We start from the raw sequence: 23,967 nt of genomic DNA on the forward strand, positions 1-23,967 counted from the left end.
CCTCGTCAGGAGGCGGCGCACCAGGCCCGCCACGCCTCGCGGCTCGGCGCGTCGAGGAGCCGGAAGTCGCCGCCGGCCACCTCGTAGTCGTAGTACGCCACCCACAGCGGGCGCTGCGCGTCGAGGTAGCGGCTCATGGACCGGATCCACGCGGCCCGGCCGGTGCCGCTGCTGTCGCCGGCGATGCGGACGCTGCCGGTCTCGGCGAGCCCCCACGGCTTGCCCAGCGCCTTCGACTTGTTGATCATCGGGGTGAAGACCTGCGCCGGGTCGGTGTACCGGTCGTACTTCCCGCCGCTGTTGTAGCAGTCCCAGCCGAGCACGTCGATCGCCTCGCCGCCCGGCCAGTAGTCGTCGAAGCTGCGCCGGGAGTTCGGGTTGAGCGTCCAGCACATCAGGATGAGCGTGGACCGCAGCCGGGCGTTGCCGGCCCGGTCGGCGAGGCCGGCGAGGCGCTTCCACGCGGACCGGTACTGGGCGGCCGTGTACGAGCCGCGCTCGATGTCGTCCTCCGGCTCGTGGAAGTAGGACCAGTAGACGTCGAGGTCCCGGGGCACGGAGCGGAACCAGGAGGTGAGCCGCGAGTCGTGCTTGCCGGCGGCCACCTCACCGGGCGGGGCCTTGAACGAGACGACCACCGTCCGGTCGGCGACATCGGCGCGGGAGCCCGACCAGGACGGCGGCAGCCCCGGATAGAAGACCCGCACCATGCGCAGCGGGCCGTAGCTGCGGTCGGACCGGGCGAGCCCGGCGGCGAAGCTCTCCCCGTTCTGCAGGTAGATGCTCGCCCCCGGCAGCGTGTTCCGGCTGCCCGGGAAGCCGCCGGACTTGGCCCCGCCGCTGGTGCTCGGGCTCGGTGAGCCCGACTTCGGGCCCGCGCCGAAGCCCTCGTTGCCGCCCGGGGTGGGGCGGCTGCCGGAGGCGGCCGGGCCGAGGCCGGCCTTGCCGCCGGTGGCGTCGGTGCCCGTCGGCGCCGGCCGGCCGGGCAGGTCACCGTTGGTGGCGAGGGCGACCGTGGTGCCCAGCGCGAGCGCGCCCGCGGTCAGCGGCAGCAGCCACCAGCGGCCCAGCAGCAGCCGTCGCCGGCGACGGGGCGGGTCGGGCTCGGGCGGAGCGGGCGCGAGGGTGGGCGCGGCGGTGGGGCCGGTGCTCATGACCCTCCTCGGATCGGCGGTGCCGGAAGCGGGCGTCGTCAACGGTAGCGGTCGATGGCCGCGAGCAGGGCCCCCGCGTGCTCCGGCCGGCACACCAGCAGGTCCGGAAGGCGCGGGTCGTCCCGGTTGTAGCGCAGCGGCGAGCCGTCGATCCGGGACGCGTGCATCCCCGCGCCGAGGGCCACGGCGACCGGGGCCGCCGAGTCCCACTCGTACTGGCCGCCGGCGTGCACGTACGCGTCGACCTCGCCGGTGACCACCGCGCAGACCTTCACCCCGGCCGAGCCCATCGGCACCGCCGTGGCGCCGATGCCCTCGACCAGCTCGCTGACGAACGCGGGCGGACGGCTGCGGCTCACCGCGATCCGCAGCGGCCCGTCGACGGCCGGCGCGGCCGGCACCCGGTTGCCGAGCACCAGCGGCGCGCCGTCGGGGCCGGTCCGGGCCGGCATGCCGACCGCGCCCGCGACCAGCGCGCCGTCCGGGCCGGCCGAACGCTGCCACAGCGCCACGTGCACCGCCCAGTCGTCGCGCCCGGACTCGGAGAACTCGCGGGTGCCGTCCAGCGGGTCGATGATCCACACCCGGTCGGCGGTGAGCCGGGTCGGCCGGTCCCCGGCGGACGGCTCGTCGGCCCAGGCCCGCCGGCTGTCCGCCTGCTCCTCGGAGAGCACCGCGTCGGCCGGACGCCACCGGGCCAGGGCCGTCGACATCAGGTCGTGGGAGACCTTGTCGCCGGCGTCCTTGAGCGCCTTCGCGTCGGCGAAGCCCTGCTCGGCGCGGAGCGCGGTCAGCGCCACGCCGGCCTCGCCGGCCAGCCACTCGGCGAACGCCTGGTCGTCGAGCCGACCCGTACCGTCCTCGGTCACGTGAACCTCACCACTCCTTGAGTGCCACCGCCGGACCGTCCTGCGCCGTCCGGCGGACGCCATCCTTCGGCGGTCGCGCGGTCGCGGCCAGACACCGGTCCGATAATCGACAACGAGTGTCGCGCACGTTCGGTGTCTCCCGCTTCGGCCGTTCGCCGCCCGTGTGCTGCCCGCATGTTGAACTTGGCGTGTATGCCGGTCGGAGCGCCCGGGCCAGGCCCTAGGCTCGTCCGCATGACCGCCGAGCAGCTGATCTCCTTCGCCCGTGGCGCTCCCTCGCTGGACATCGTCGATGTCGAGGGGCTCAAGGCCGCCGCCGTCCGCGCCTTCGACGCCGACCCCGCCGGGGTCACGGCGTACGGCACCTCCGTCGGGTACCCGCCCCTGCGGAAGTGGATCGCCGAGAAGCACGGCGTCGAGGCGGACCAGGTGCTCGTCACCAACGGCTCGCTCCAGGCCGACGCGTTCCTCTTCGACCACCTGGTCCGGCCCGGCGACACCGTCGTGGTGGAGCGCCCCACGTACGACCGGACGCTGCTCAACCTCCAGCGGATGGGCGGCGAGGTCCACGGCGTGACCGTCCAGCCCGACGGCCTGGACACCGCCGAGCTGCGCAAGCTGCTGGAGTCCGGGGTACGCCCCAAGCTCGCCCACGTCATCCCGAACTACCAGAACCCGGCGGGCGTCACGCTGTCGCTGGACAAGCGGCGGGAACTGCTCGACCTGGCCGCCGAGTACGGCTTCACCCTCTTCGAGGACGACCCGTACGCCGACATCCGGTTCCGGGGCGAGCCGCTGCCCTCCATGCTGTCGATGGACACCCGGGGCGTGGTGGTGCACGCCTCCAGCTTCACCAAGACGGTCTGCCCCGGCGTACGGGTCGGCTACCTGGTCGGGCCGGCGGACCTGATCGGCGACATCGCGAAGAAGGCCACCAGCCTCTACATCTCGCCGGGCATGGTGTCCGAGGCGATCGTGCACCAGTTCTGCGTCTCCGGCGACATCACCCGCTCGATCGAGAAGGTCAGCACCGCCCTCGGCGAGCGGGCCCGGGTGCTCGCCGAGTCGTTGCGCCGGCACATCCCCGAGGCGCGCTTCGTCGAGCCGGACGGCGGCTACTTCCTCTGGGTCGAGCTGCCTGAGGACGTGCTGGTCGACCGCCTCGCCCCGGCGGCGGCCGAGCGCGGCGTGGCGGTCGTCAAGGGCAGTGACTTCGTGGTCGACGGTGGGCAGCACGCCCTCCGGCTGGCCTTCTCGGCGGTCACGGCCGACCGGATCGACGAGGGTGTTCGTCGACTCGCGGAGGCGATGGCGGCCGTTCGGGGCTGATTGCCTGTCAATTTGGTCACAACACGGTGGTGTGGGCCGGGTGGGGTCTCCCGCCCGGCCGATCCACGGCCCACAATGCTGCGAGCGCCGTTCACACCGGCCGGCCCACCTGCCCCGACGCGGACCCGGCGGCCTGGCCGGCGGCGCGCGAGGCATCACCCCCGCCCCCAAGGGCGCCGGGTGGGCCGGGTCGCCCCTCACCCCCCTGATGCGACCCGGCCCACCCGGCGCCGCCCCGCCCGGTCCCGGCGGAAGTGGCGGTCGGCCCGCCCCGGGCGGCAGCGCCGGCTGGACCGCCCTGCGGCGGGCGGCGGTCGGCCCGCCTCCGGCGGGCGTACCCTGCAACCCGCGGCGGCATCGGCGGTCGCGGCAGCGTGGGGAGGGGGTCGCCATGTCGGACCGGACGGAGCGGAACGAGGCCACGTCGCCCACGGGCGCGCGGGCGATCAAGCCCCGGGCCTGGGCCCCGGTGCGGGCGATGACCCGGATCCTCAACGCCGACGGCAGCCAGCGCACCGCCGTACCGGCCGGCACCGGCACCGGCCGCAGCGCGGTCATGGACTCCGCCCTCTACGTCGATGGCCGGCGGCAGCCCGGCGACCGGCACTACGCGGAGGCGCTGGCCGCCGCCCGCCGCGAGCGCGGCTTCGTCTGGATCGGCCTGCACGAGCCGGAGCTGGCGGAGATGACGGCGATCGCCGCCACCTTCGGCCTGCACGAGCTGGCCGTCGAGGACGCCGTCAAGGCCCAGCAGCGGCCCAAGCTGGAACGCTTCGGCGAGGTCAGTTTCCTGGTGCTGCGCACCGCCCGCTACTGCGAGCACGACGAGCTGACCGAGAACTCGGAGGTCGTCGAGACCGGCCAGGTGATGCTCTTCATCGGCCCGAACTTCGTGATCAGCGTCCGGCACGGCGACGCCTGCCGGCTCGCCCCGGTCCGCGCCGACCTGGAGGCCAAGCACGACCTGCTGGCGCACGGCCCCTGGGCCGTCGCGTACGCGATCACCGACCGCGTGGTCGACGTCTACCTGGAGGTGGCCGACCAGCTGGAGGACGACCTGGACGTCCTGGAGGCCGACGTGTTCGACCGGCAGAGCAGCGGCCGGATCCAGCGGATCTACCAGATGAAGCGGGAACTGGTCGAGTTCAAGCGGGCCGTCGTCCCGCTGCAACGCCCGCTGATGACCCTCACCGCGCAGGTCAGCCGGGAGATCCCGCAGGAGGTGCGGCGCTACTTCCGGGACGTGCAGGACCACCTCAGCCGCACCGTCGAACAGGTCAACTCCTACGACGACCTGCTCAACTCGATCCTCCAGGCGCGGCTGGCGCAGGTCACGGTCGACCAGAACAACGACATGCGCAAGATCGCGGCCTGGGCGGCCATCGCGGCGGTCTGGACCGCCATCGCCGGCATCTACGGCATGAACTTCGAGAACATGCCGGAACTCAAGATGACGTACGGCTATCCGGTCGTGCTCGCCCTGATGCTCGCCATCTCGCTCGCGCTCTACCGCTGGTTCCGCCGCAACGGCTGGCTCTGACGGCTCCGCCGCAACGGCTGGCTCTGACGGCTCCGCCGTCGCGGCGGCCTGTGACGACAGCGCCCACGGCGCGGGACGACGGGGGTCGTCGCCGCGCCGCGGGCGGTGGCACGAGGGTCAGCGGCGGCCGCCGGAACCGGCCGTCTTCTCCTTGTTGAGCGCCTTGTCGAGGTTGTCGGCCGGGCGGCCGGAGACGTCGCGGGCGCCCTCGGCGACCGAGGGGACCTTGTCGGTCGGGTGGACCACCGGCTGGGCGGCGGGCCGGGGGGTGGCGGAGCTGGCCGAGGGGGTCTCCACGACCAGGGTGTCCACCTCGTCGCGGGCCGGCTCCAGGGTGCGGGTCGGGTCGTACTCGGACCATTCCTGCTGCTCGCGGCGGCGGCGCAGCGCCATGGCGCCGGCCAGGCCGGCGACCGTGCCGGCGGCCAGCAGGCCGACCATCGTGCCCCGCGAACGCTTCTGCTTCCGCTTCGCCTTCATGCTCTTCGCCTTGACCTTCCTGCTCACGGCGGCCTGCCGCGCGGCGGCGGCCTTCTTCCCCGCGACGGCCTTCCCGGCCGCCTCGGCCTGCGCGTTACGGACGGCCAGGGCGAGCGGCGCGAGGGCCGCGACCGTCGACGCGAGACCGCTGGACGCCCGGTCCCGCACCACGAGGGCGGTCGGCGCGACGGCTCCCCGGGCCGCCTGGACCCGCGGGCCGACCGTGGCGCCGGCACCCTTGGCGGCGTACGTCGCAGCCTGCCGCAGGTGGCCGATGCCCTGGTTCAGCTCGGCCCTCGCCAGCTGCCCCTGGGTCTTGCGCCGCACGATTCCAAACACGGTCCCACCTCCTGGGAGTTGTTCCTTCGTCATCCTCCACCTTCGGATGCCTCCGCACTGCCAGAACGGGCACATGGGAGGATCCGCATGGAACTGACCAACGACTGAGGAGTACCCGTGGCCGAGGCTGTCTACGCCACCTTGCACACCAACGCCGGCCCGATCCGGCTGGAGCTGTTCCCCAACCACGCGCCGAAGACGGTTCGCAACTTCGTGGACCTGGCCGAGGGCAACAAGGAGTACATCGACCCGCGTACGGGTCAGCCGGGCAGTGGGCCGTACTACGACGGCACGATCTCGCACCGGGTGATCAGCGGCTTCATGGTCCAGATGGGCGACCCGACCGGCACCGGTCGCGGCGGCCCGGGCTACAAGTTCGGTGACGAGTTCCACCCCGAGCTGCGCTTCGACCGGCCGTACCTGCTGGCGATGGCGAACGCCGGGCCCGGCACCAACGGCTCGCAGTTCTTCATCACCGTCGGCCCGACCCCGCACCTGAACAACCGGCACACCATCTTCGGTCAGGTGGCCGACGAGGCGTCGGCGAAGGTCGTCGACTCGATCGCCAACACCCCCACCGGCCCGAGCGACCGCCCGCTCCAGGACGTCGTCATCGAGCGCGTCGAGATCGAGCGCGTCCCGGCCTGACCGGCTGCGCGAGGTACCTTTGCTCGCATGACCGAGCGCCCCGCCGCACCGGGAGGCAGCAGCCGTGAGTGAGTCCCCGCCGACCACCCCGGTCTGCTACCGGCACCCCGGCCGGGAGACGTACGTCCGCTGCACCCGCTGCGACCGGCCGATCTGCCCCGACTGCATGCGGGACGCCTCGGTCGGGCACCAGTGCCCGGAGTGCGTGGACGAGGGACGCCGCAGCGTGCGGCCGGCGCGCACCGCCTTCGGTGGCGGTGCCGTCGGCCGCCTCGGCTACGTCACCAAGGCACTCATCGCGCTCAACGTGCTGCTCATGCTCCTGTCCATCGCCTCCGACCGGGGCGGGGACGCGCTGGCCGGCGGCTCCGGGTTCGGTGGCCTGATGGGTGGCAGCACCCCGCTCACCGACTGGGGCTCGGTGCTCGGGCAGGCTCTCTTCCCCGACGGCAGCGTGCACGGCATCGCCCAGGGCGAGTGGTACCGCCTGGTCACCGCGATGTTCCTGCACTACGGCATCGTGCACCTGCTGCTGAACATGTGGGCACTGTGGGTGCTCGGGCGGTCCCTGGAGGCCAACCTCGGCCCACTGCGCTTCCTCGCCCTCTATCTGATCGCCGGCCTCGGCGGGAACGTGGCGGCCTACCTGTTCAGCGCCGAGAACGCCACCACGGCCGGCGCGTCGACCGCGATCTTCGGCCTCTTCGCCGCGCTGATCGTGATCGAACGCCGGATGGGGCGGGACATCTCCTCGGTGCTGCCGGTCCTGGTGATCAACCTGGTCTTCACCCTGACCGTGCCGGGCATCTCCATCCCGGGTCACCTCGGCGGCCTGGTGACCGGCGGGGCCATGGCGCTGGTGCTGGCGTACGCGCCCCGGTCCCGGCGGACGCTGTTCCAGGTCGCCGGCGCGGCCGTCCTGCTGGTGGCGCTGCTCGCCCTGGCGGTCGTGCGCACCCTGATGCTGACCGGCTAGCCGGCCAGTCCAACCCCGGTCGGCCCCGGTTAGCCCCGGTCGGCGGGAGGCGGCGGGCCCTGGCCCGGGAACGCCGGCCGCCGCACAAGCTGTGCCCACGCTCCGTGCGTCACAGCGGGGCGAGTCCCCGCCGGCCGGCCGATCTCACTCCGCGTGTTCTCCTGCCGGCTTGCCACCACGCCCGACGCCCCCTTTGCTCTGCACCCATATAAGCAGCATCAGCCTGAGCTGCGTTGATGCGGGATGGTCAAGGGTGGGGGGTGGTGACGATCGGTTGCGCTACGTAGACCGTTGCGTATCCGGGTGCAGAGCAAAGGGCCGGAGCAAATGGTTGGCCCCGCGCTGGCTCGTTGCTTTCCGTCACCGGGCCCGAGAATGATCGTGGTGCCTCCGAGTGGCATCGGCGGAACGGCGAAGCGGCGGGACGGCGGGACGACAGGGCGGCAGGACGCGGAGCCGCCGCCGGGCCGTCGCCCGGACCGCGGCGGCGGCTCGGGCGCGACAAGCTAGGGGCGATCCAGCCCGCCCGGTCTGCCCACGCCGCCCGGCTCACCCATCCCGGTCGACCGGGCGCGGGCGGCGCGCAGCGCGTCGGCCACCTCACCGGGCGGGGCGTCCAGGTCGTAGCGGCCGAACAGGTGCAGCGACTCGCCCGCGTCGATCTCCAGGATCTCCGTGGACAGGCCCAGCCGGGGCCGCCGGTCCACGGTGATCGCCTCGACGGCGGCCCAGTCGAGGCGACGCCGGCCCGCGAAGCCCCGGACCACCGTGATCCCCGCCGGATCGACCGCGAGCCGCACCGGGGCCAGCAGGTCCCGCAGCGCCCAGCCGACCAGTCCGGCGGCCAGCACTCCGGCGAGCACCAGCCGCACCCGGTCGCCGTCGGCGAACACCAGCCCGAGCCCGACCAGCGCCGCCGCGCCGACCAGCTTCAGCGCCGGCAGGGTGGGTGGGACCCGCCACTGCCGGGCCGACGGTGCTGCGGGGGTCAGTGCCGACTCCATCCCACCAGGATGCCAGCCGGCCCACCCGTGACAGGGCCCGCCCGCGACCGCCCCGACCGCCGTGGGGGGACGGCCGGGCGACGGAAGACGTACTATCGGGGCAGCCAGGTTACCGGGGAGTAAACATGAGTGACGCGGTCATCGTCGGTGCGGTACGCACCCCGGTCGGGCGGCGCGAGGGCAGCCTCGCCGCCGTACACCCGGTCGACCTCTCGGCCCACGTGCTGCGCGCCCTCGCCGAGCGCACCGGGATCGATCCCGCGCAGGTCGACGACGTCGTCTGGGGCTGTGTGTCCCAGGTCGGCGAGCAGTCGTGGAACGTCGCCCGCAACGCCGTCCTCGCCGCCGGCTGGCCCGAGTCGGTGCCCGGCACCACGCTGGACCGGCAGTGCGGCTCCAGCCAGCAGGCCCTGCACTTCGCCGCCGCCACCGTCCTGTCCGGGCAGGCCGACTTGGTCGTCGCGGGCGGCGTCGAGTCGATGACCCGGGTGCCGATGGGCTCCAGCGTCGTCGGCGGCACGCCGTTCAGCGCCCAGGTCCGCGACCGCTACCGGGGCGTCGAGGGCTTCGCCGGGGACGAGCCGCTGCCGTTCAACCAGGGCGTCGGCGCCGAGCTGATCGCCGCCCGCTGGCACTTCTCCCGGGCCCAGCTCGACGAGTTCGCCCTCGCCAGCCACGTCAAGGCCGCCGCCGCGCAGGACGCCGGCGCCTTCGACCCGGAGCTGGCGCCGGTGGTGCTGGCCGACGGCGGCAAGTTCGCCGCCGACGAGGGCATCCGCCGGGACACCTCGCTGGCGAGGCTGGGCGGGCTGAAGACCCCCTTCCGCGCCGACGGCGTGGTCACCGCCGGGTCCGCGTCCCAGATCTCCGACGGCGCCGCCGCGCTCGCCGTCACCACCTCCGAGTGGGCCAGCCGCCACGGCCTGCGCCCGCTGGCCCGGGTGCACACCGCCGTGGTCGCCGCCGACGACCCGGTCACCATGCTCACCGCGCCCATCCCGGCCACCGCGAAGGCCCTGCGCCGCGCGGGGCTGGGCATCGAGGAGATCGGGGTGTACGAGGTGAACGAGGCGTTCGCCCCGGTGCCGCTGGCCTGGCTGGCCGAGACGGAGGCGGACCCGGAGCGGCTGAACCCGCGCGGCGGCGCGATCGCCCTGGGGCACCCGCTCGGCGCGTCCGGGGCCCGGATCATGACCACGATGCTCCAGCACATGCGCGACAACGGCATCCGCTACGGCCTGCAGACCATGTGTGAGGGCGGCGGCATGGCCAACGCCACCATCGTCGAGCTGCTCTGAGCGGGCGGGCGGGGAAAACCCCTCGCCGGCCGGCACGGCGCTGCCTACCCTGCCCACCGTGACCAACGCACCGACGCCCCCCGCCGACGCGCTGACCCCGCCCGCCGGTGCACCGACGCCGTCCACCGACTGGGCCGACCCGGGCTGGCAGGCCCGCGCCCACGACTGGGTCGCCGGGCAGCTCGACCGGGTCGGCCGTCGGGTCACCGGGCCGGTGGAATCCCGCCTCCGGCCCTGGTCGCTGGTGTGGCGGGTGCCCACCGACGCCGGCCCGTACTGGTTCAAGGCCAACAATGCCGGCACCCGCTTCGAGGCCGGGCTGCTCGGCGCGCTGGCCCGGATCGCCCCCGGCCGGGTGCCCGACCCGGTGGCGGTCGACGCCGACCTGGGATGGTCGCTGCTGCCCGACGGCGGCGAGACCCTGCGCGACGCGCTCGCCCGGCACCGCGACCCGGCCGTCTGGGAACGTGTCCTCCCCCGGTACGCGGCGTTCCAGCGCGCCGTCGCGCCCCGGGTCGGCGAGCTGCTGGCCCTCGGGGTGCCGGACCACCGCCCCGAGGCGCTGCCCGCCCTCCTCGCCGGGCTGCTCGACGACCCCGACGCCCTGCTCCTCGGCGCGCAGGGCGGCCTCACCCCCGAGATGTCGGCGCGGCTGCGGGCGTTCCTGCCCGAGTACGCCGACCGCTGCCGCCGGCTGGCCGCGTCCGGGGTGCCCGCCAGCGTGCAGCACGACGACCTGCACGACGGCAACGTGTTCGCCGCCGACCACCGCTTCTTCGACTGGGGGGACGCCTCCGTCGCCCACCCGTTCGGCACGCTGCTGGTGACCCTGAACTCCGTGGCGCACTCCTTCGAGCTGCCCGACGGCGACCCGGTGCTGCTGCGGCTGCGCGACGCGTACCTCGAACCGTGGACCGACCGGCACGACCGGGCCGACCTGCGGGAGGCGGCCGCCCTGGCGGTCACGGTGACCAAGGTCAGCCGGGCGCTGTCCTGGCGGCGCGCGCTGAGCACGCCGGACCCGGCCCGCGCCGAGTACGCCGAGGCGGTCCCCGGCTGGCTCGCCGAGCTGTTCGAACCCGACCGCCTCTGACAGTCGTCCACCCCGCGCGTGGAAGTTCCGTAGATTGGCGGTTGCCCATATCAGGCGCGGGGCGGGCTCGTTGGTCACGTCATGGACGTCTTCTCCCGCACGTTCCTTCCGGCCGCCGCCGAGACCGGGCTGGCCGTGCAGGCCGTCAGCCGGCACGTGCCGGTCTTCCGCCGCTGCGTCGGCGCCGGTGACGCCAGCGTCCTGGTCGCCCGGTGCGGCCGACCCGACCGGGCGGCCGGCGAATACCTGCTGCTGCTCACCCACCGCCGGCTCGTGGTCACCCGGCAGACCCGGGTGCTGCACCGGCTCCGCCTGCACCTCAACGCCGAGCTGGGCGAGCTGAGCGACGTCACCTGGAGCGCCGACCCGCGTCAGCCGGCGATCGAGCTGGCCGCCACGGCCATCGACGGCGTGCGGGAACGGTTCGTCATCCGCGTCCAGCACCCAAGGCAGGTGTGGCAGCTCGACGCGCTGCTGCACCACGCGTTCAGCACCCGGCTGCGCAACTCGCGGGAGCGGGTGGTGGCCGCCATCGGCGACGCGCCGACCGCCGCCCGGGGGGCCGCGTTCCGGCCCGTCGTGGTGCACTGATCGGGCCCTTACCTGATCCGAACATGTCCTGACACCCTCCGTCGGGCGGTGGTCGGCAATCATGGTCCGGTGACCGTCGACGCACCGCAGCGCGGGCTGGTCCTCGTCGTCGAGGACGAGCCGGCGATCGCCGAGCTGGTTCGGCTTTACCTGACGCGGGACGGTTTCGGCGTCCACCTGGAACGCGATGGCGCGGCGGGGCTGTCCGCCGCCCGCCGGCTGCGCCCGGTCGCCTGTGTCCTGGACATCGCCCTGCCGGGGCTCGCCGGCACCGAGATCTGCCGGCGGCTGCGCGAGGCCGGCGACTGGACGCCGGTGCTCTTCCTCACCGCGCGCGACGACGAGGTGGACCGCATCATCGGTCTGGAGCTGGGCGCGGACGACTACGTGACGAAGCCGTTCAGCCCGCGCGAGCTGGTGGCCCGGGTCCGGGCGGTGCTGCGCCGCACGGCGGGCGTGCCGGAGGGCGTCGAGCGGCCCCGGACGGTCGGCCCGGTCACCCTCGACCCGACCCGCCGCACGGTGACCGTGTCCGGCGAGCCGGTGCAGCTCACGTCGACCGAGTTCGACCTGCTCGCGCACCTGATGGCCCGCCCCGGCCGGGTCTTCACCCGCGAGGAGCTGCTGGCCGGCGTCTGGGGCTACGCGGCCCACTCCGGCACCCGCACCGTCGACGTGCACGTGGCGCAGGTCCGGGCGAAGCTGGGCGGGGCGGCCGGGGTGATCCGCACGCACCGGGGCGTCGGGTACGCCGCCGATGGCTGACCGACCGGCGACGCCGGGGGAGTCCGTGCCGGCCCAGCCCACCGTCGCGCTGCCGGTGATCGGCCCGCGTCCGGCCGGCCCGCGCCGGCGTCGCCCCGGGCGTACCCTCACGGCCCGCGCGGTGCTCGTCACCTGCGCGGTCGCCCTCGTCTCGGTGCTGGTCACCGCGCTCGTCGCGGTCCCGCTGGCGGTGCGCGGGCAGGAGCGACGCGACCAGGAGGCGCTCGCGGCGCAGGCGCGGCTCGCCGCCGACGTGCTGCGCGTGCGGGCCCCGAGGCAGCGGGACGCGGCGGGCGAACGGTTGATCCGCCAGCTCCAGGAGCAGGACATCTCCGTGTACGTGATCCGCGCCGGCACGGTGGACCACGCCGGCCTGCCCCGGCAGGTCGTCAACCGGGTCGCCGCCGGCAACACCGTCTCCGGCCGGCGGCTGGTCTCCGGCGAGCGCGCCCTGGTCGAGGGGCGGCCGCTGGCCGGCGGGGACGGCGTGGTGCTGACCCGGCCCGCCACCCCCGGCCTGTGGGGGCGGGTCGTCCGGGGCCTCTGGCTGCCGCTGCTCGCCGGGCTGGCCGCCGGCCTGGCGGCCGGCATGCTGCTGGCCCGCCGGCTGGCCCGCCCGATCCGCGTCGCCGCGACCGCCGCCGCCCGGCTCAGCGCCGGTGACCGGGCCGTACGGGTGCCCGTCGAGCCACCCGACGAGGTCGCCGAGCTGGCCCTGGCCCTGAACGGGCTCGCCGCCGCGCTGGCCACCAGCGAGGACCGGCAGCGGGAGTTCCTGCTCTCCGTCTCCCACGAGCTGCGCACCCCGCTCACCGCCATCCGCGGGTACGCCGAGGCGCTGGCCGACGGGGTGATCGACGCGGACGACACGCCGCGCACCGGGCGCACCATGCTGGCCGAGGCCGAGCACCTGGACCGGCTGGTCCGCGACCTGCTCGCGTTGGCCCGGCTGGAGGCCGCCGACTTCCCCCTCGAACCGGTGCCGGTCGACCTGGCCCGGCTGGCCGCCGACGCGGAACACACCTGGGCCGACCGCTGCGCGGCGGTGGGGGTGACGTTCCGCATGGAGATCCCTGACGGCGTGGTGCCCGCGTACACCGATCCGGGGCGCATCCGGCAGGTGGTCGACGGGCTGCTGGAGAACGCGCTGCGGGTCGTACCCCCAGGTGCGCCGGTGGTGCTCGCGGCCCGGCCCGCCGGAGCCGACCCGGCGGCCGGTGGGATCCTGGAGGTGCGCGACGGCGGCCCCGGCTTCACCGACGACGACCTGGCGGTGGCGTTCGACCGGGGTGCGCTGCACGCGCGTTACCGGGGGGTACGCAAGGTCGGCAGCGGCCTCGGGCTGGCGCTCGCCGCCGGGCTGGTCCGCCGGCTGGGCGGGGAGATCTCCGCCGGTCACGCCGCCGAGGGCGGCGCGGCGTTCACCGTGCGGCTGCCGGCCGACCCTTACCTGACCCGAACATCGCGCTGACACCCCCTGAGCACCGGGGCGGGACGCTGGGACCCTCACCGACGAGAGGGATACCCATGGCACGTCACGGATTCGCGGTCGCCGCCACCTCGCTGCTCGCGGCGGTCGCCCTGGGCGTCACCGGCTGCGGGCCGGCGCAGGTGGCGCAGGACGCCTCCAAGGAGGTCGCGGTCGACGTGTCCGCCGCGCTGGGCGCGGAGGGACAGGCGCTCACCGCGCTGGGCTTCGACCCGGGCGACCTCGACCTGGTGGCCGCCCCGGCCCCGGCCGGCTCGGGCTCGACACAGCCGGGCGCGCCCGCGCCGGCCAGCGGTGAGCCCGACGCGAAGGAGAAGCGGGGCGAGCGGGCGCAGGAGTGGCGCAAGCGCCGGCAGGCGCGGGTGCTGCTGCGGAAGAAGAACACCCTGCACGGCGAGGTCGTGGTGGGCACGAAGGACGGCGGCACGAGGACCGTCGCCGTGCAGCGCGGCGAGGTCACCGCGATCGACGGGGACTCGATGACCGTCAAGTCCACCGACGGGTTCACGATGACGTGGACCTTCGGCGACGACCTGCGGGTGGTCGAGCGGCGCAAGACGATCCAGCCGGAGGCGGTGCGGGTCGGCGCGACGGTCGGCGTGGCCGGCGCGAAGGACGGCGACGCCGCCAAGGCCCGGCTCGTCCTGCTCAAGTAGGCGGCAGGGCGTACCCGACGTAGCCCCGCCAGGTCAGCGTCCAGCCGGCGGGCACCAGGTCGGCGCAGACCTTCCGGGTGCCCGTGCAGACGATCGCGTCCGTCGAGGCGGGGTCGGCCGGCGGCCGGTCCGGCAGCACCGACTGGAGCGCCACCAGCTCGGGCGGCCGGCCGTCGGCGTCGCGCAGCAGGAGCCACCACGGGTACTCCCAGTTGTCGTTCTGCTGCACCAGCCCGACCCGCCGCGCACCGCTGGCCCGGACCGCGTCGGCCGCCGCCCGGAACTCGTCGGCCCACTGCGGCCGGCGCAGGAAGCGGGTGTCCCACTCCGAGGTGGTGAAGACCGAGCCGGCCCCGACCAGCCGGCGCGGGAAGCCGTACGACAGGGCGAGCACGCCGGCCAGCGCGGACCCGGCCAGCATCGCGACCGCCAGCCCGGCCGCCACCGACCGCCGGCGGCCCGAGGCGGAGGAGGAGCCGCTCGCGGACTCCGACTCCGACGCCAGCCGGCGGCGGAAGAGCGAGTCCAGCCAGAGCCCGGCGAGCGGGGCCGCCAGGACCAGGGCGTACAGCAGGAGCCGGTTCCCCCACGGCTGCCACTTGATCATCGCGGTGTGCAGCGCGACGGCCGTCACCACCACGATCGCGTACCCGCGCAGGGCGCCGGCCGCCGTCGGGCTGACCCGGGCCGGCCGGGCCAGCGCCAGCGCCGCGCCGACCAGCGCCAGCGCGCCGGCCAGCGGGAACGCCACCCGGTCCTCGTCGGGATACCAGGACGGCACCGGGAAGGTCTCCCGGCCAAAGGTGATGGCCCGGTCCTGCGGGTCCACGCCGATCGCCCGCGCCCCGGCCATGATCGCCTCGGCGGTGCCCGCCCGCACCGGCGCGACCGGCGTGTCCAGCGCGGTGTGCCCGATCCGCAGGGCGTTGACCAGGACCGACGGTGGGTCGTGCCGTTCCATCGGGATGGACTCGCGCAGCCGCGGCGGCCCCAACGGGTGCCCGAACTCCGCCTGCACGCGGGCCAGGAACGGGCCGACCACCAGCAGGGCCACCAGCACCACCAGCACGGAGCCGGCCACCGTCCGGGCCACGCCGCCCGCGCGGGACCCCGGCGGCTCCGGGGCGCCGCCGCCCGCCCCCGGCCGGGCGACGTCGTCCGAGCCGATCGGGGCCACCTCGTCGGCCCCGCCGGTCGGCAGACCGACGCGACCCGCGCCGACCAGGGCCGGCCGGGCCGGTCCGTCGACCCTGGCCCCGGCCCGCCGGTCGCGGTCCGCACCCCGCACGATCCCGCCGAGGTACGCCAGCCGGAGCTGGCCGATCCCCCAGAGCAGCAGCAGCGGGCCGACGCCGATCAGGCCGCTGGTCTTCGTCACCGCGGTCAGTCCCGTCGCCGCGCCGAGCAGCAGCAGCGTGCCGACCCTGGCCCGGCGGCGCAGCCCGTCCAGGGCGAGGGTCGCCACGCAGGCCACCCAGGCGGCGCAGACCAGGTCGGTCTGGGTGCTGGTCGCCTGCAGCGCCACCATGGGCGTGGTGCCCAGCACGAACGCGGTGAGGAGCTGGGCCCGCCGTCCCCCGCCGAGCTGCGCCGCGATCCGGGCGACGGCCAGCAGGCAGCCCACCCCGGCGGCCCACTGGACCAGGTTGTGCAGCGCGTCGCCGCCGGTGAACAGGCGCAGGTGCAGCAGCAGGTACTCCGCACCGGGCGGGATCGTCACCTGCCGGTGGATCGCGGTGGGCCAGAACTCCAGGCTGCCCTGGGCCACCCAGTGCTCCACCTTCGGCAGGTGGTACGTCTGCGAGTCGAAGTTGTTCGGCTCGGCGAGCAGCGCGATCAGCAGCTCCACCAGGACGAGCCCGCCGACCGTGCCGGCGAGCAGGCGCTCGCCCCGCCCGGCCGTACGCCACCGGTCCGCCAGCCGGGCCCGGACGGCGGCCAGGTCCCGGGCGGCGCCGGACCCGGTTGGTGCGGCGGTGCGGCGGCGTCGCCAGCCCGCCGCCGTCACGGTGGCGGCGACGAAGATCAGCCACGCGACCGCGAACGCGGGCAGGGTCAGCAGGCGCAACGCGCCGAGCAGCTCCACGGTCAGCACCGCGAACGCGCCGGTGACCACCGCGGCCCGGACCACGGCGAGGCGCAGCGGGGCGACGGTGTCCGGCCGGGCGGGGCGCAGCGCCACGGCGAGGGACAGGACGGCGACGAGCGGGGCCGCCACGAGCAGGGAGCCGGCTGCCGACATGGCGCGAAGTAAACACCATCCGGCTGAACGCGCCGAGCCCGACGCCCGGCGGTGCTGCACCCCGCCGCGCTGAGCTGCCAAGCTAGGCTAGGCCGGACGTGTCGCCGTTAGCGTGGAGATTCCCGTGAAGCTCTCGATCCTCATGCCGGTCTACAACGAGGAAGAACGCATCGCGGATGCCCTCAAGCAGGCACTGGCGGTCGACTATCCGTGCGAGATCGAGCTGGTCGTGGTCGACGACGGCAGCCGCGACGGCACCGGGGAGGTCCTCGGCCGAGCCGACGACGCGCGACTGCGGGTGATCACCCACCAGCGTAACGCCGGCAAGGGCGCGGCCATCAAGACAGCGGTCGACAACGCCGAGGGCGAATACATGGTCATCCTCGACGCCGACCTGGAGTACGACCCGCAGGACATCCCCAAGCTGCTCGACCCGGTGCTCGACGGCCGCGCCACGGTGGTCTACGGCAATCGCACCTTCGGCAGCCACAGCGCCTACAGCTTCTGGTATGTGATGGGCAACAAGGGCGTCACCATGGCGGCCAACGTCCTGTTCAACTCGTACATCGGCGACCTGGAGACCTGCTTCAAGCTGATGCCGGTGGCGCTCTACCGTTCCCTCGACATCCGCTCGCGGGGCTTCGGCATGGAGGCGGAGGTGACCGGCAAGCTGCTGCGCCGGCGCATCCGCCCGTACGAGGTGCCGATCAGCTACCGCGCGCGTGGCCGCGAGGAGGGCAAGAAGATCACCTGGAAGGACGGCGTCGAGGCGATCTGGATCCTCGGCCGGGAGCGCACCCGCCGCCGCCCCGCGGGCGCCTCGCAGCACTGATTCCGACGGCTCCGCCGTGCTGGCGGTCATGCGGGCCGTGCCGTTAGCCTGGTCGAGTTGAAGTCCACTTCAATTCAAGGCGACGTGATGCAGGAATCCCTGACCATCGGCCAGCTCGCCGCGCGCAGCGGGGTCGCACCCTCGGCGCTGCGCTACTACGAGCGCCTCGGCCTCATCCGGGCCGACCGCACCGGCGGCAACCAGCGCCGCTACGCCCGCACCGAGCTGCGCCGGGTCGCGTTCATCCGCGTTTCCCAGCAGGTCGGCGTCTCGCTGGAGGAGATCCGCGAGGCGCTGGACTCCCTGCCCGCCTCCCGCACGCCCACAGCGGCCGACTGGGCCGAACTCTCCGCCGCCTGGCGGGCCCGGCTCAGCGAGAAGATCCGCCTGATGACCAAACTCCGCGACGACCTCGACGGCTGCATCGGCTGCGGCTGTCTTTCGTTGCAGCGCTGCGTCCTCTACAACCCCGACGACAAGCTGTCCGGCGAGGGCCCCGGCGCCCGCCTCATGCTCCCCCGCTCTGCCGGCCCCGCCAGCCCCGACGACGCCTGCGTCGACTGCACGCCCGCTCCTGACCCTGCGTCCGCGTGCGGCGACTGCGTCGCCCCGGCCGCCGTCTAGCGTCTCCGCGACCTGATCGGTTCTCCTCTCCTGCATCTGCTCGCGAGGAGCCTCCTGCGCACCGGAAGAGCCGAGGGGTGCCGGCGGCGAACGGGGATCCGCTCGTACGTCGCGGAACTGAGGAATTGCACGGCGACCCCGCGATCGGATTTCAGCGCTTGGGCTCTCCGGAGTCGGGTGCCGCGAACTGCGATTTCGGGACCGACATCCCTTGACTGTCGTGGGCCCGGCCGGGCTTCTCAGACGGCTTTGCCCGCGCAGGAATTCTCCTGTTCGGGCGCGCCGCTTTTCGTGTGCGATTGTGCGTCGATCGAGGTCAGGCCGTGGGCTTACGGAATAGCTCGATCATGGCTGCGTAGCTGTTCTCGGCGTGGCCGTCGGCCACCGCCCGGTCCGCCAGTGTCTTGAAGAACCGCGGCAGTTCGGAGTGAATGCCGAGGTGCTCGCTCTCCTCGGCGAGGTGCTCCATCGCCGCTTGGTGGACGGTCATCGTGGCATCCGTCGCCTCGTACCTACCCTCGTCGACCTGGGGGGGCGTAGGCGGTCACGTATTCCGTGATGGCGCTGATCATGGTGTTCGCCAGCGGCGCGAAGGTCTCAGCCTTCACCTTCGCCGTCCCGAGCAGGGCGGCACCGTGCAGGAATCCGTTCAGGATGCCCCACATGATGCCCAGCAGCGCCATGTCGTAGAGGGAGGAGAGGCCGTGGTCCTCGTCCAGGTAGGTCGTGGCCGCCGGGGCGATGGCCTTGAGCGTCGACTCGTGTGCCTCGAAGGCCGACTTGTGGCCGCTGTAGAGCAGAACGGCGCCGTCGGTGCCGATGACCGGGGGGATGGCCATGATCGCACCGTCGAGGTACGGGATGTTCCGCTGCGCGGCCCACTCGGCGGTCTCGCGAGCCTGCGTCGAGGTGGCAGTCGTCAGGTTGACCAGGACCCGGCCGGCGAGCGCGGACTCCACGGGGCGGATCAGCTCGTGGACCGCGTCGTAGTCCGAGACGCAGACGATCACCAAGGGGCTGGCGGTCACCGCGCTTTCCAGTGTGTCGGCGAGCACTGCGCCGTCGGCGACGAGTCGCTCCGCCTTTTCCGGCGACCGATTCCAAACCGTGGTGGGGTGGCCTTCCTTGAGGAATGCGGCGGCCAACGCCTGGCCCATCAGCCCGAGGCCGACGACAGTGACCGGGGGTCGATCGGCATTTGGATCAGACATCATCCACTCCCGTTAATTGCTCTGCTGTAGGTGTCGCGACTACGGACTCGCGTATGTCTGAATGGTGGCATCGCTGGATGGGTGTCGACAGTGGCAGGAGTGACAGAGTTCGAAAATATCCTGCCGTAGACTGGCGTCCATGGGTCCTGGCTCCGTCGCGATTGCGGTGATCAACGACACTGACATGCAGGTGTGCGAGGTGTACGAGACGGCCATCGCCTACGCCGTCTTCGGTGATCCTCATCCCGATCTCGCCGATCCCTGGTACGACCTGCGTTTGTGTGCGGTTTCGCAGTCTCCCGCCGCGGAGGCGCGGGGCTTCTCCGTGCGTGCGAATCATGGGCTCGACGACCTCGTCGAGGCCGACACCGTGATCGTCCCCTCGGTGCCGGACGCCGTCATCTCCCGTGGTGAGCCTCTGGCAGATGACTTCATCGACGCACTGCGTCGGGCTGCCGACGCGGGCGCGCGCATGGTGTCCCTGTGCACCGGCGCGTTCGCGCTCGCCGAGGCGGGGCTGCTGGATGGCCGGCGGGCCACCGCCCACTGGTCGCAGACCGCCGATCTGGCGAAGCGGTACCCCAAGGTGAACGTGGACGACTCGGTGCTCTACGTCGATGAGGGCAACGTGCTGACGAGCGCCGGAATGACCGCTGGGCTGGATCTCTGCCTGCACCTCGTGCACCGTGACCTCGGCGTGCGGGTGGCCAATCAGGTGGCCCGCCGGATGGTGGTCTCCGCCCACCGGATCGGTGGTCAGGCACAGGTCGTGGGCCTCTCCGTGGCGGTCACCGACGACGACAGCCTCGGCGTGGTGATGGACTGGGCGGCTGCCAATCTCGACCAGCCGTTGACGGTCGGTGACCTGGCCCAGCAGGCGGGGATGAGCACCCGCGCCTTTTTCCGGCGGTTCCAGGCGGCCACCGGGATGACGCCGCTGAAGTGGCTGCTTGACCAGCGGCTGTCTCACGCACAGACCCTGCTGGAGACGACCGAGCTGTCGATCGAGCGGATCAGTGAGCGCAGCGGCATGGGCACGGCGGCGAACCTGCGCCGCCACTTCACCATCAGGGCCGGCGTGACTCCCACCAACTACCGGAACGCGTTCACCGCGACCCCGAGGCGTCGTCACCAGGGACACTGATCGCCGGGTGGGCGAATGGACACCAGCGGTGACCATGGCGAGCCCGAGCGTCGTCGGGGTGCCCGGACACCGCGCCCGGAGGCGCAGCGGCCCGTCCGGGCACGAGAAGGCACTACTGGACGGTCAGCAGCACCTTCCCCACGTGGGCGTTGGACTCGACCAGGCGGTGCGCCTCGGCGGCCTCGGCCATCGGCAGCCGCCGGTCGACGACCGGGCGGACCATCCCGGCGGCGACCAGCGGCCACACCTGCTCGCGTACGCCCGCCACGATCTCCGCCTTCTCCGCCAGCGGCCGGGAGCGCAGTGCGGTGGCCGCCACCGACGCCCGCTTGGCCAGCAGCGCCCCCAGGTCCAGCTCCGCCTTCCGGCCGCCCTGCATCCCGATCACCACCAGCCGGCCGCCGGTGGCCAGCGCCGCCACGTTCCGGGCCAGGTAGGACGCGCCCATGATGTCGAGGATCACGTCCGCGCCCCGGCCGTCGGTGACCCGGCGGACCTCCTCGACGAAGTCCTGCTCCCGGTAGTCGATCGCGTGCGCCGCGCCCAGCCCGAGCAGCCGCTCGTGCTTGGCCGGCCGGGCGGTCACCACCACCGTCGCACCGAGCGCCGCGCCGAGCTGCACGGCGAACGTGCCGATCCCGCTGCCCCCGCCGTGCACCAGCAGTGTCTCGCCCCGCGCCAGCCCGGCGAGCCGCACGACGTTCGACCAGACCGTGCACGCCACCTCGGGCAGCGCCGCCGCGTCGACCAGGTCGACGCCGTCCGGCACCGGCAGCAACTGCCCGGCGGGCACGGCCACCCGCTCGGCATACCCGCCGCCGGCCAGCAGCGCGCAGACCTCCCGGCCCACCTCCCACCCGGCCACGTCGGGACCGATCGCGCTGACCACCCCCGAGCATTCCAACCCGGGGTACGCGGGCGCGCCCGGCGGGGGAGGGTAGTGCCCCTGCCGTTGCAGCAGGTCGGCCCGGTTGACCGCGCTGGCCCGCACGTCGACGATCACCTCGCCGGGGCCGGGCTCGGGGTCGGGCACCTCCGCCCAGACGAGTGCGTCGGGTCCACCGGGCTCCGGAATCGTGATCGCGCGCATGGCCCAGTCATACCCGATCCGGCGCGCCCTCCACGTTCGGGCTGTCCCGGTCCGTCGACGCTCGGTGCCGGTGGGACGGTGAGTCGCGGGTTGGCCGGCTTCTGGCAGACTAGGCAACGGTCGTGCCCTGCGGGGCACGTGCCGGGAGGGTTCGCCTAGTGGCCGATGGCGCTGGTCTTGAAAACCGGTAAGGCAGCGATGTCTTCGTGGGTTCGAATCCCACACCCTCCGCTCTCTGGACAGCAGAAACGGCCCCTGACCAGCGCGGACGCCAGCCAGAGGCCGTTTCGTCATTCGTGAGTGAGTCTCACTTCGTCCCGCTCGGGGCCGTCGCGTCTCGCTGGTCGTGTCGTATTCGTGTCGGCGCTACTCGGCTTCCTCGGTGCCCAACGCTCCCTCGATCCGCTTCCGGGCCGCTTCGTCCTGGCCGTCGATGCACGAGGCGTAGACCTTCAGCAGGACGTGGACGCTGTGCCCGGCCCACTGCGCGACCTGGGTAGCGGGCACCCCGGCGTTGAGCCAGAGCGACACGGCGGCGTGCCGCAGGTCGTACGGCCGGTGCGCCAGCGGTGACCGCTGCTGGGCGGGCGTCAACGCTGCCTCACGAGCCTGCCGCCAGGCGCGCAGGTAGGTGCTCTTCGACACCGGGGCCACCCTGGCACCGGCGGCGTTGAACATCCGGCCGTTGGCGTTGCGGCAGTGCTCCCGTAGGTGGTGCCGCAGGATGCGAACCAACTCGGGGCAGGCCGGTACGTCGCGGGTCGCCTTCTTCGCCCGGTGCTTGAGTTCCCGGTCCTCCAGCGACGTGCCGTCGTCGCTCCAGTCCTCGCCCACCTGCTGAGTCGATCCGCTGAGGTGGAGCCATCCCCACCCGGTTTCGGGTAGCTCGCACTCGTCGGCGCGCAGGTGGATCACCTCGGAGGGGCGAAGCGCGGCGAAGTACATGCAGGCGAAGAAGCCTTCCAAGTGCGGATCGCGGTTCCGCACCGCCGAGAGCAGAGAACGTGCCTGTTCGGGATTCACCACCACCTTCCGGTCGACCTGGTCGGTGTTCTTCGGCGCTCGCCACTGGATGAAGTCCATCGGGTGGGCGTCGAGATAGCGAAGTTCGACGGCGTACTTCAAGGCGCTGTAGAGCACGGCCCGTTTCCTCGCAACGGTGTTCGCGGCGGCAGGGCCGCCATCGATCCGGACCGTAAGCGCGTCGAGCGCCTTTCGGGTGGTAGCGGGGTTCGCCACGTCGGACAGCGGGAGGGTGTTCGCGGCGAGCCAGCGAACGACCGGCGCGATCTGCTCCGGTGGCAGGCCGTTGTCGCGGTCGCGCTGCAACTTGTTGAAGGTCCAGGTGTAGAGGGCGTGCCGGATCTCGGCGTCATCGGGTGCGCCGCGCGACGTGGCGAGCAGCGCGAGCGTGGCCGTGGTGAGCGCGTCGGCGATGCTCTTGCGCTGAGTTGCGGCAGCACGCGGCCACTTCATGTCCACGAACGCGACAGCCAGGTCATACCAGTTGCGGGCGTTCAGTTCCCGGGCCATCGGCTCCGGCAGCCCGCTCTTCTCGTCGAATGCCGTTCCCTCGCGCTGGGCAACGACCAGCTTCGACCGGAAGCTCTCGGCGAGCGCCCCGGTGGCGTACGTCTTCCGGAAGGACTTGCCGGCGACCCGCCATCGAACGGTGTAGGACTTCTTCTTGCCGGCGAGGCTGTTGGTCAGGATCGCGTGAATGCGTACGTCATAGCTGCTCAAGCGGCCTCCTCGTGATCGTTGAGCCAGTTGTCCAGGTCGCGGCGGCGGACGTAGAGGCTGCCGTTGGGGTACTTGATGGTTCGGGGCGCGCGGCCGGTGGCCTTCCACTTGAAGAAGGTCGACCGGGGTACGCGGAGTTCGTCCAGGACTTCGGCGAGGGTGAGCAGGTTGCCGGTGGGGGTGGTGCGCTTCGGCCTGGCGGTCACGGGCGGGTGTCCTCCCTAGTGCGTGCAGTTCCTGCGGCGGGGTAGCTGTTCCGGCCGTTGCAGGGCAGTCCCCGGCGCGGAACGGCTCAGGAAAGCGGGGCAGAACGATGCCCCACCTCTGGGGCGGGCAGAAGATCGACTGCTGGGCTACGAGTGCGATCTCGGCATCGCAGGCCGAATGGGTGCGCTAGTTGCAGAACCTCGTAAAGACGGCATAAAGTTCGAATCAGGTCAAAGAAACATGACAAGATGCACTAAAGGTGCATAAGCCCTTGCTGAATGCAAGTTGCAGAGCGAGAAAAAGCCGTGCGCCAAATCAAGACAAAAAGTGTTAATTCCGTCAAGAAAGGGCACGAAGAGTCGCACAATTAAGTGCGATTTCATCATTGATGAGGGTGGCCTTGCGTAACCCCAACTCGTTGCCCTAGTGCGCAGGTGAATTGCCTGCGAGGGAGGGGGCGGCACCACGGGCTAGGCATGGGCACGAGCGCCGCCCCCGACCTGCACTCGCACTCAGCGAAAGCACAGGTTGATGGGATTAACGAAACTATGGCACCAAAAGCAGCGGTCGAAAGAGACAAGGCGGCGCAAGCGGCGTAAGCAACTGCCCTGGTGGGTTCCGGTGCTTGCGGCCCTCGGGACCT

Annotated in this window: 23 protein-coding genes and 1 tRNA gene; 14 read left to right on the forward strand and 10 right to left on the reverse strand. The window is 73.0% G+C overall.

Annotated elements, in window-relative coordinates:
* Positions 1-5 precede the first annotated feature (5 nt).
* Complete coding sequence (locus tag ACVMYR_RS05135; protein ID WP_457121189.1) at positions 6-1,154, reverse strand: hypothetical protein; 1,149 nt, start codon at positions 1,152-1,154, stop codon at positions 6-8.
* A 38-nt stretch (positions 1,155-1,192) separates the two neighbouring features.
* Positions 1,193-2,023, reverse strand: coding sequence for a 3'(2'),5'-bisphosphate nucleotidase CysQ (locus tag ACVMYR_RS05140; protein ID WP_457121190.1), 831 nt, complete (start codon positions 2,021-2,023; stop codon positions 1,193-1,195).
* A gap of 234 nt (positions 2,024-2,257) precedes the next feature.
* Between ACVMYR_RS05140 and ACVMYR_RS05145 the strand changes: the two genes are divergently transcribed.
* Positions 2,258-3,352, forward strand: a complete 1,095-nt coding sequence (locus tag ACVMYR_RS05145; protein WP_077935227.1) for an aminotransferase-like domain-containing protein — start codon at positions 2,258-2,260, stop codon at positions 3,350-3,352.
* A 391-nt stretch (positions 3,353-3,743) separates the two neighbouring features.
* Entirely contained in the window at positions 3,744-4,892 is a 1,149-nt protein-coding gene (gene corA / locus ACVMYR_RS05150; RefSeq protein WP_043960855.1) for a magnesium/cobalt transporter CorA, read from the forward strand.
* A 117-nt stretch (positions 4,893-5,009) separates the two neighbouring features.
* Here the strand turns inward: corA and ACVMYR_RS05155 are convergent, their stop codons facing one another.
* Complete coding sequence (locus ACVMYR_RS05155; RefSeq protein ID WP_457121191.1) at positions 5,010-5,744, reverse strand: hypothetical protein; 735 nt, start codon at positions 5,742-5,744, stop codon at positions 5,010-5,012.
* 84 nt (positions 5,745-5,828) lie between these two features.
* On the opposite strand from ACVMYR_RS05155, the gene ACVMYR_RS05160 reads away from it, so the two are divergent.
* Positions 5,829-6,359, forward strand: a complete 531-nt coding sequence (locus ACVMYR_RS05160) for a peptidylprolyl isomerase (RefSeq protein ID WP_077935225.1) — start codon at positions 5,829-5,831, stop codon at positions 6,357-6,359.
* A gap of 64 nt (positions 6,360-6,423) precedes the next feature.
* Positions 6,424-7,335, forward strand: a complete 912-nt coding sequence (locus tag ACVMYR_RS05165) for a rhomboid family intramembrane serine protease (RefSeq protein ID WP_457121192.1) — start codon at positions 6,424-6,426, stop codon at positions 7,333-7,335.
* Between the two features lie 506 nt (positions 7,336-7,841).
* Here ACVMYR_RS05165 and ACVMYR_RS05170 read toward each other — a convergent pair.
* A complete protein-coding gene (locus ACVMYR_RS05170; protein ID WP_457121193.1) occupies positions 7,842-8,339 on the reverse strand; it encodes a PH domain-containing protein in 498 nt (165 codons plus the stop codon).
* Between the two features lie 125 nt (positions 8,340-8,464).
* On the opposite strand from ACVMYR_RS05170, the gene ACVMYR_RS05175 reads away from it, so the two are divergent.
* From ACVMYR_RS05175 to ACVMYR_RS05200, 6 genes are all read left to right on the forward strand, one after another.
* Positions 8,465-9,637 carry a thiolase family protein gene (locus ACVMYR_RS05175; RefSeq protein ID WP_077935223.1) on the forward strand — a complete coding sequence of 391 codons (1,173 nt, stop codon included), beginning with the start codon at positions 8,465-8,467 and terminating at the stop codon, positions 9,635-9,637.
* Between the two features lie 58 nt (positions 9,638-9,695).
* Complete coding sequence (locus tag ACVMYR_RS05180; RefSeq protein WP_457121194.1) at positions 9,696-10,730, forward strand: phosphotransferase; 1,035 nt, start codon at positions 9,696-9,698, stop codon at positions 10,728-10,730.
* A gap of 81 nt (positions 10,731-10,811) precedes the next feature.
* Entirely contained in the window at positions 10,812-11,321 is a 510-nt protein-coding gene (locus tag ACVMYR_RS05185; RefSeq protein WP_457121195.1) for a hypothetical protein, read from the forward strand.
* Between the two features lie 69 nt (positions 11,322-11,390).
* On the forward strand, positions 11,391-12,086 hold the full coding sequence (locus ACVMYR_RS05190) for a response regulator transcription factor (RefSeq protein ID WP_043960848.1): 696 nt from the start codon (positions 11,391-11,393) through the stop codon (positions 12,084-12,086).
* On the forward strand, positions 12,079-13,557 hold the full coding sequence (locus ACVMYR_RS05195; protein WP_077935218.1) for a sensor histidine kinase: 1,479 nt from the start codon (positions 12,079-12,081) through the stop codon (positions 13,555-13,557). The genes ACVMYR_RS05190 and ACVMYR_RS05195 overlap by 8 nt, the downstream gene beginning before the upstream one ends.
* Before the next feature lie 56 nt (positions 13,558-13,613).
* Positions 13,614-14,231, forward strand: coding sequence for a hypothetical protein (locus ACVMYR_RS05200; RefSeq protein ID WP_457121196.1), 618 nt, complete (start codon positions 13,614-13,616; stop codon positions 14,229-14,231).
* Here ACVMYR_RS05200 and ACVMYR_RS05205 read toward each other — a convergent pair.
* Positions 14,224-16,473 (reverse strand): hypothetical protein, encoded by a 2,250-nt coding sequence (locus tag ACVMYR_RS05205; protein WP_457121197.1) that lies wholly within the window; start codon positions 16,471-16,473, stop codon positions 14,224-14,226. The genes ACVMYR_RS05200 and ACVMYR_RS05205 overlap by 8 nt on opposite strands.
* A 124-nt stretch (positions 16,474-16,597) precedes the next feature.
* On the opposite strand from ACVMYR_RS05205, the gene ACVMYR_RS05210 reads away from it, so the two are divergent.
* Entirely contained in the window at positions 16,598-17,305 is a 708-nt protein-coding gene (locus ACVMYR_RS05210) for a glycosyltransferase family 2 protein (RefSeq protein WP_043960844.1), read from the forward strand.
* Between the two features lie 87 nt (positions 17,306-17,392).
* Entirely contained in the window at positions 17,393-17,929 is a 537-nt protein-coding gene (gene soxR / locus ACVMYR_RS05215) for a redox-sensitive transcriptional activator SoxR (RefSeq protein WP_431895614.1), read from the forward strand.
* Positions 17,930-18,245: 316 nt separating this feature from the next.
* Here the strand turns inward: soxR and ACVMYR_RS05220 are convergent, their stop codons facing one another.
* Both ACVMYR_RS05220 and ACVMYR_RS05225 read right to left on the reverse strand, forming a co-directional pair.
* Positions 18,246-18,419: an imine reductase family protein gene (locus ACVMYR_RS05220; RefSeq protein ID WP_457121198.1), complete on the reverse strand. Its 174-nt coding sequence runs from the start codon at positions 18,417-18,419 to the stop codon at positions 18,246-18,248.
* Positions 18,420-18,441: 22 nt separating this feature from the next.
* On the reverse strand, positions 18,442-19,140 hold the full coding sequence (locus ACVMYR_RS05225; RefSeq protein WP_457121199.1) for an NAD(P)-dependent oxidoreductase: 699 nt from the start codon (positions 19,138-19,140) through the stop codon (positions 18,442-18,444).
* 139 nt (positions 19,141-19,279) lie between these two features.
* Here ACVMYR_RS05225 and ACVMYR_RS05230 point away from each other — a divergent pair, with 139 nt between their 5' ends.
* A complete protein-coding gene (locus ACVMYR_RS05230; protein ID WP_457121200.1) occupies positions 19,280-20,284 on the forward strand; it encodes a helix-turn-helix domain-containing protein in 1,005 nt (334 codons plus the stop codon).
* 112 nt (positions 20,285-20,396) lie between these two features.
* Here the strand turns inward: ACVMYR_RS05230 and ACVMYR_RS05235 are convergent, their stop codons facing one another.
* Positions 20,397-21,374, reverse strand: coding sequence for an NAD(P)H-quinone oxidoreductase (locus tag ACVMYR_RS05235; protein ID WP_396792884.1), 978 nt, complete (start codon positions 21,372-21,374; stop codon positions 20,397-20,399).
* Positions 21,375-21,518: 144 nt separating this feature from the next.
* Here ACVMYR_RS05235 and ACVMYR_RS05240 point away from each other — a divergent pair.
* A tRNA-Ser gene (locus tag ACVMYR_RS05240) sits at positions 21,519-21,605 on the forward strand.
* 135 nt (positions 21,606-21,740) lie between these two features.
* Here ACVMYR_RS05240 and ACVMYR_RS05245 read toward each other — a convergent pair.
* Together ACVMYR_RS05245 and ACVMYR_RS05250 are read right to left on the reverse strand one after the other, a co-directional pair.
* Complete coding sequence (locus tag ACVMYR_RS05245; protein ID WP_457121201.1) at positions 21,741-23,117, reverse strand: tyrosine-type recombinase/integrase; 1,377 nt, start codon at positions 23,115-23,117, stop codon at positions 21,741-21,743.
* Entirely contained in the window at positions 23,114-23,323 is a 210-nt protein-coding gene (locus ACVMYR_RS05250; protein ID WP_036373105.1) for a helix-turn-helix transcriptional regulator, read from the reverse strand. Before ACVMYR_RS05250 ends, ACVMYR_RS05245 begins: the two co-directional genes overlap by 4 nt.
* Positions 23,324-23,967: the final 644 nt, after the last annotated feature.

This window comes from Micromonospora sp. PTRAS2, from assembly GCF_054052245.1.

Coding starts and splice junctions, on each gene's coding strand:
- ACVMYR_RS05135 (WP_457121189.1), bottom strand. CDS start 1,154: ATGAGCACCGGCCCCACCGCCGCGCCCACCCTCGCGCCCGCTCCGCCC.
- ACVMYR_RS05145 (WP_077935227.1), top strand. CDS start 2,258: ATGACCGCCGAGCAGCTGATCTCCTTCGCCCGTGGCGCTCCCTCGCTG.
- corA (WP_043960855.1), top strand. CDS start 3,744: ATGTCGGACCGGACGGAGCGGAACGAGGCCACGTCGCCCACGGGCGCG.
- ACVMYR_RS05155 (WP_457121191.1), bottom strand. CDS start 5,744: ATGACGAAGGAACAACTCCCAGGAGGTGGGACCGTGTTTGGAATCGTG.
- ACVMYR_RS05170 (WP_457121193.1), bottom strand. CDS start 8,339: ATGGAGTCGGCACTGACCCCCGCAGCACCGTCGGCCCGGCAGTGGCGG.
- ACVMYR_RS05175 (WP_077935223.1), top strand. CDS start 8,465: ATGAGTGACGCGGTCATCGTCGGTGCGGTACGCACCCCGGTCGGGCGG.
- ACVMYR_RS05185 (WP_457121195.1), top strand. CDS start 10,812: ATGGACGTCTTCTCCCGCACGTTCCTTCCGGCCGCCGCCGAGACCGGG.
- ACVMYR_RS05195 (WP_077935218.1), top strand. CDS start 12,079: ATGGCTGACCGACCGGCGACGCCGGGGGAGTCCGTGCCGGCCCAGCCC.
- ACVMYR_RS05200 (WP_457121196.1), top strand. CDS start 13,614: ATGGCACGTCACGGATTCGCGGTCGCCGCCACCTCGCTGCTCGCGGCG.
- ACVMYR_RS05205 (WP_457121197.1), bottom strand. CDS start 16,473: ATGTCGGCAGCCGGCTCCCTGCTCGTGGCGGCCCCGCTCGTCGCCGTC.
- soxR (WP_431895614.1), top strand. CDS start 17,393: ATGCAGGAATCCCTGACCATCGGCCAGCTCGCCGCGCGCAGCGGGGTC.
- ACVMYR_RS05220 (WP_457121198.1), bottom strand. CDS start 18,419: ATGACCGTCCACCAAGCGGCGATGGAGCACCTCGCCGAGGAGAGCGAG.
- ACVMYR_RS05225 (WP_457121199.1), bottom strand. CDS start 19,140: ATGTCTGATCCAAATGCCGATCGACCCCCGGTCACTGTCGTCGGCCTC.
- ACVMYR_RS05230 (WP_457121200.1), top strand. CDS start 19,280: ATGGGTCCTGGCTCCGTCGCGATTGCGGTGATCAACGACACTGACATG.
- ACVMYR_RS05235 (WP_396792884.1), bottom strand. CDS start 21,374: ATGCGCGCGATCACGATTCCGGAGCCCGGTGGACCCGACGCACTCGTC.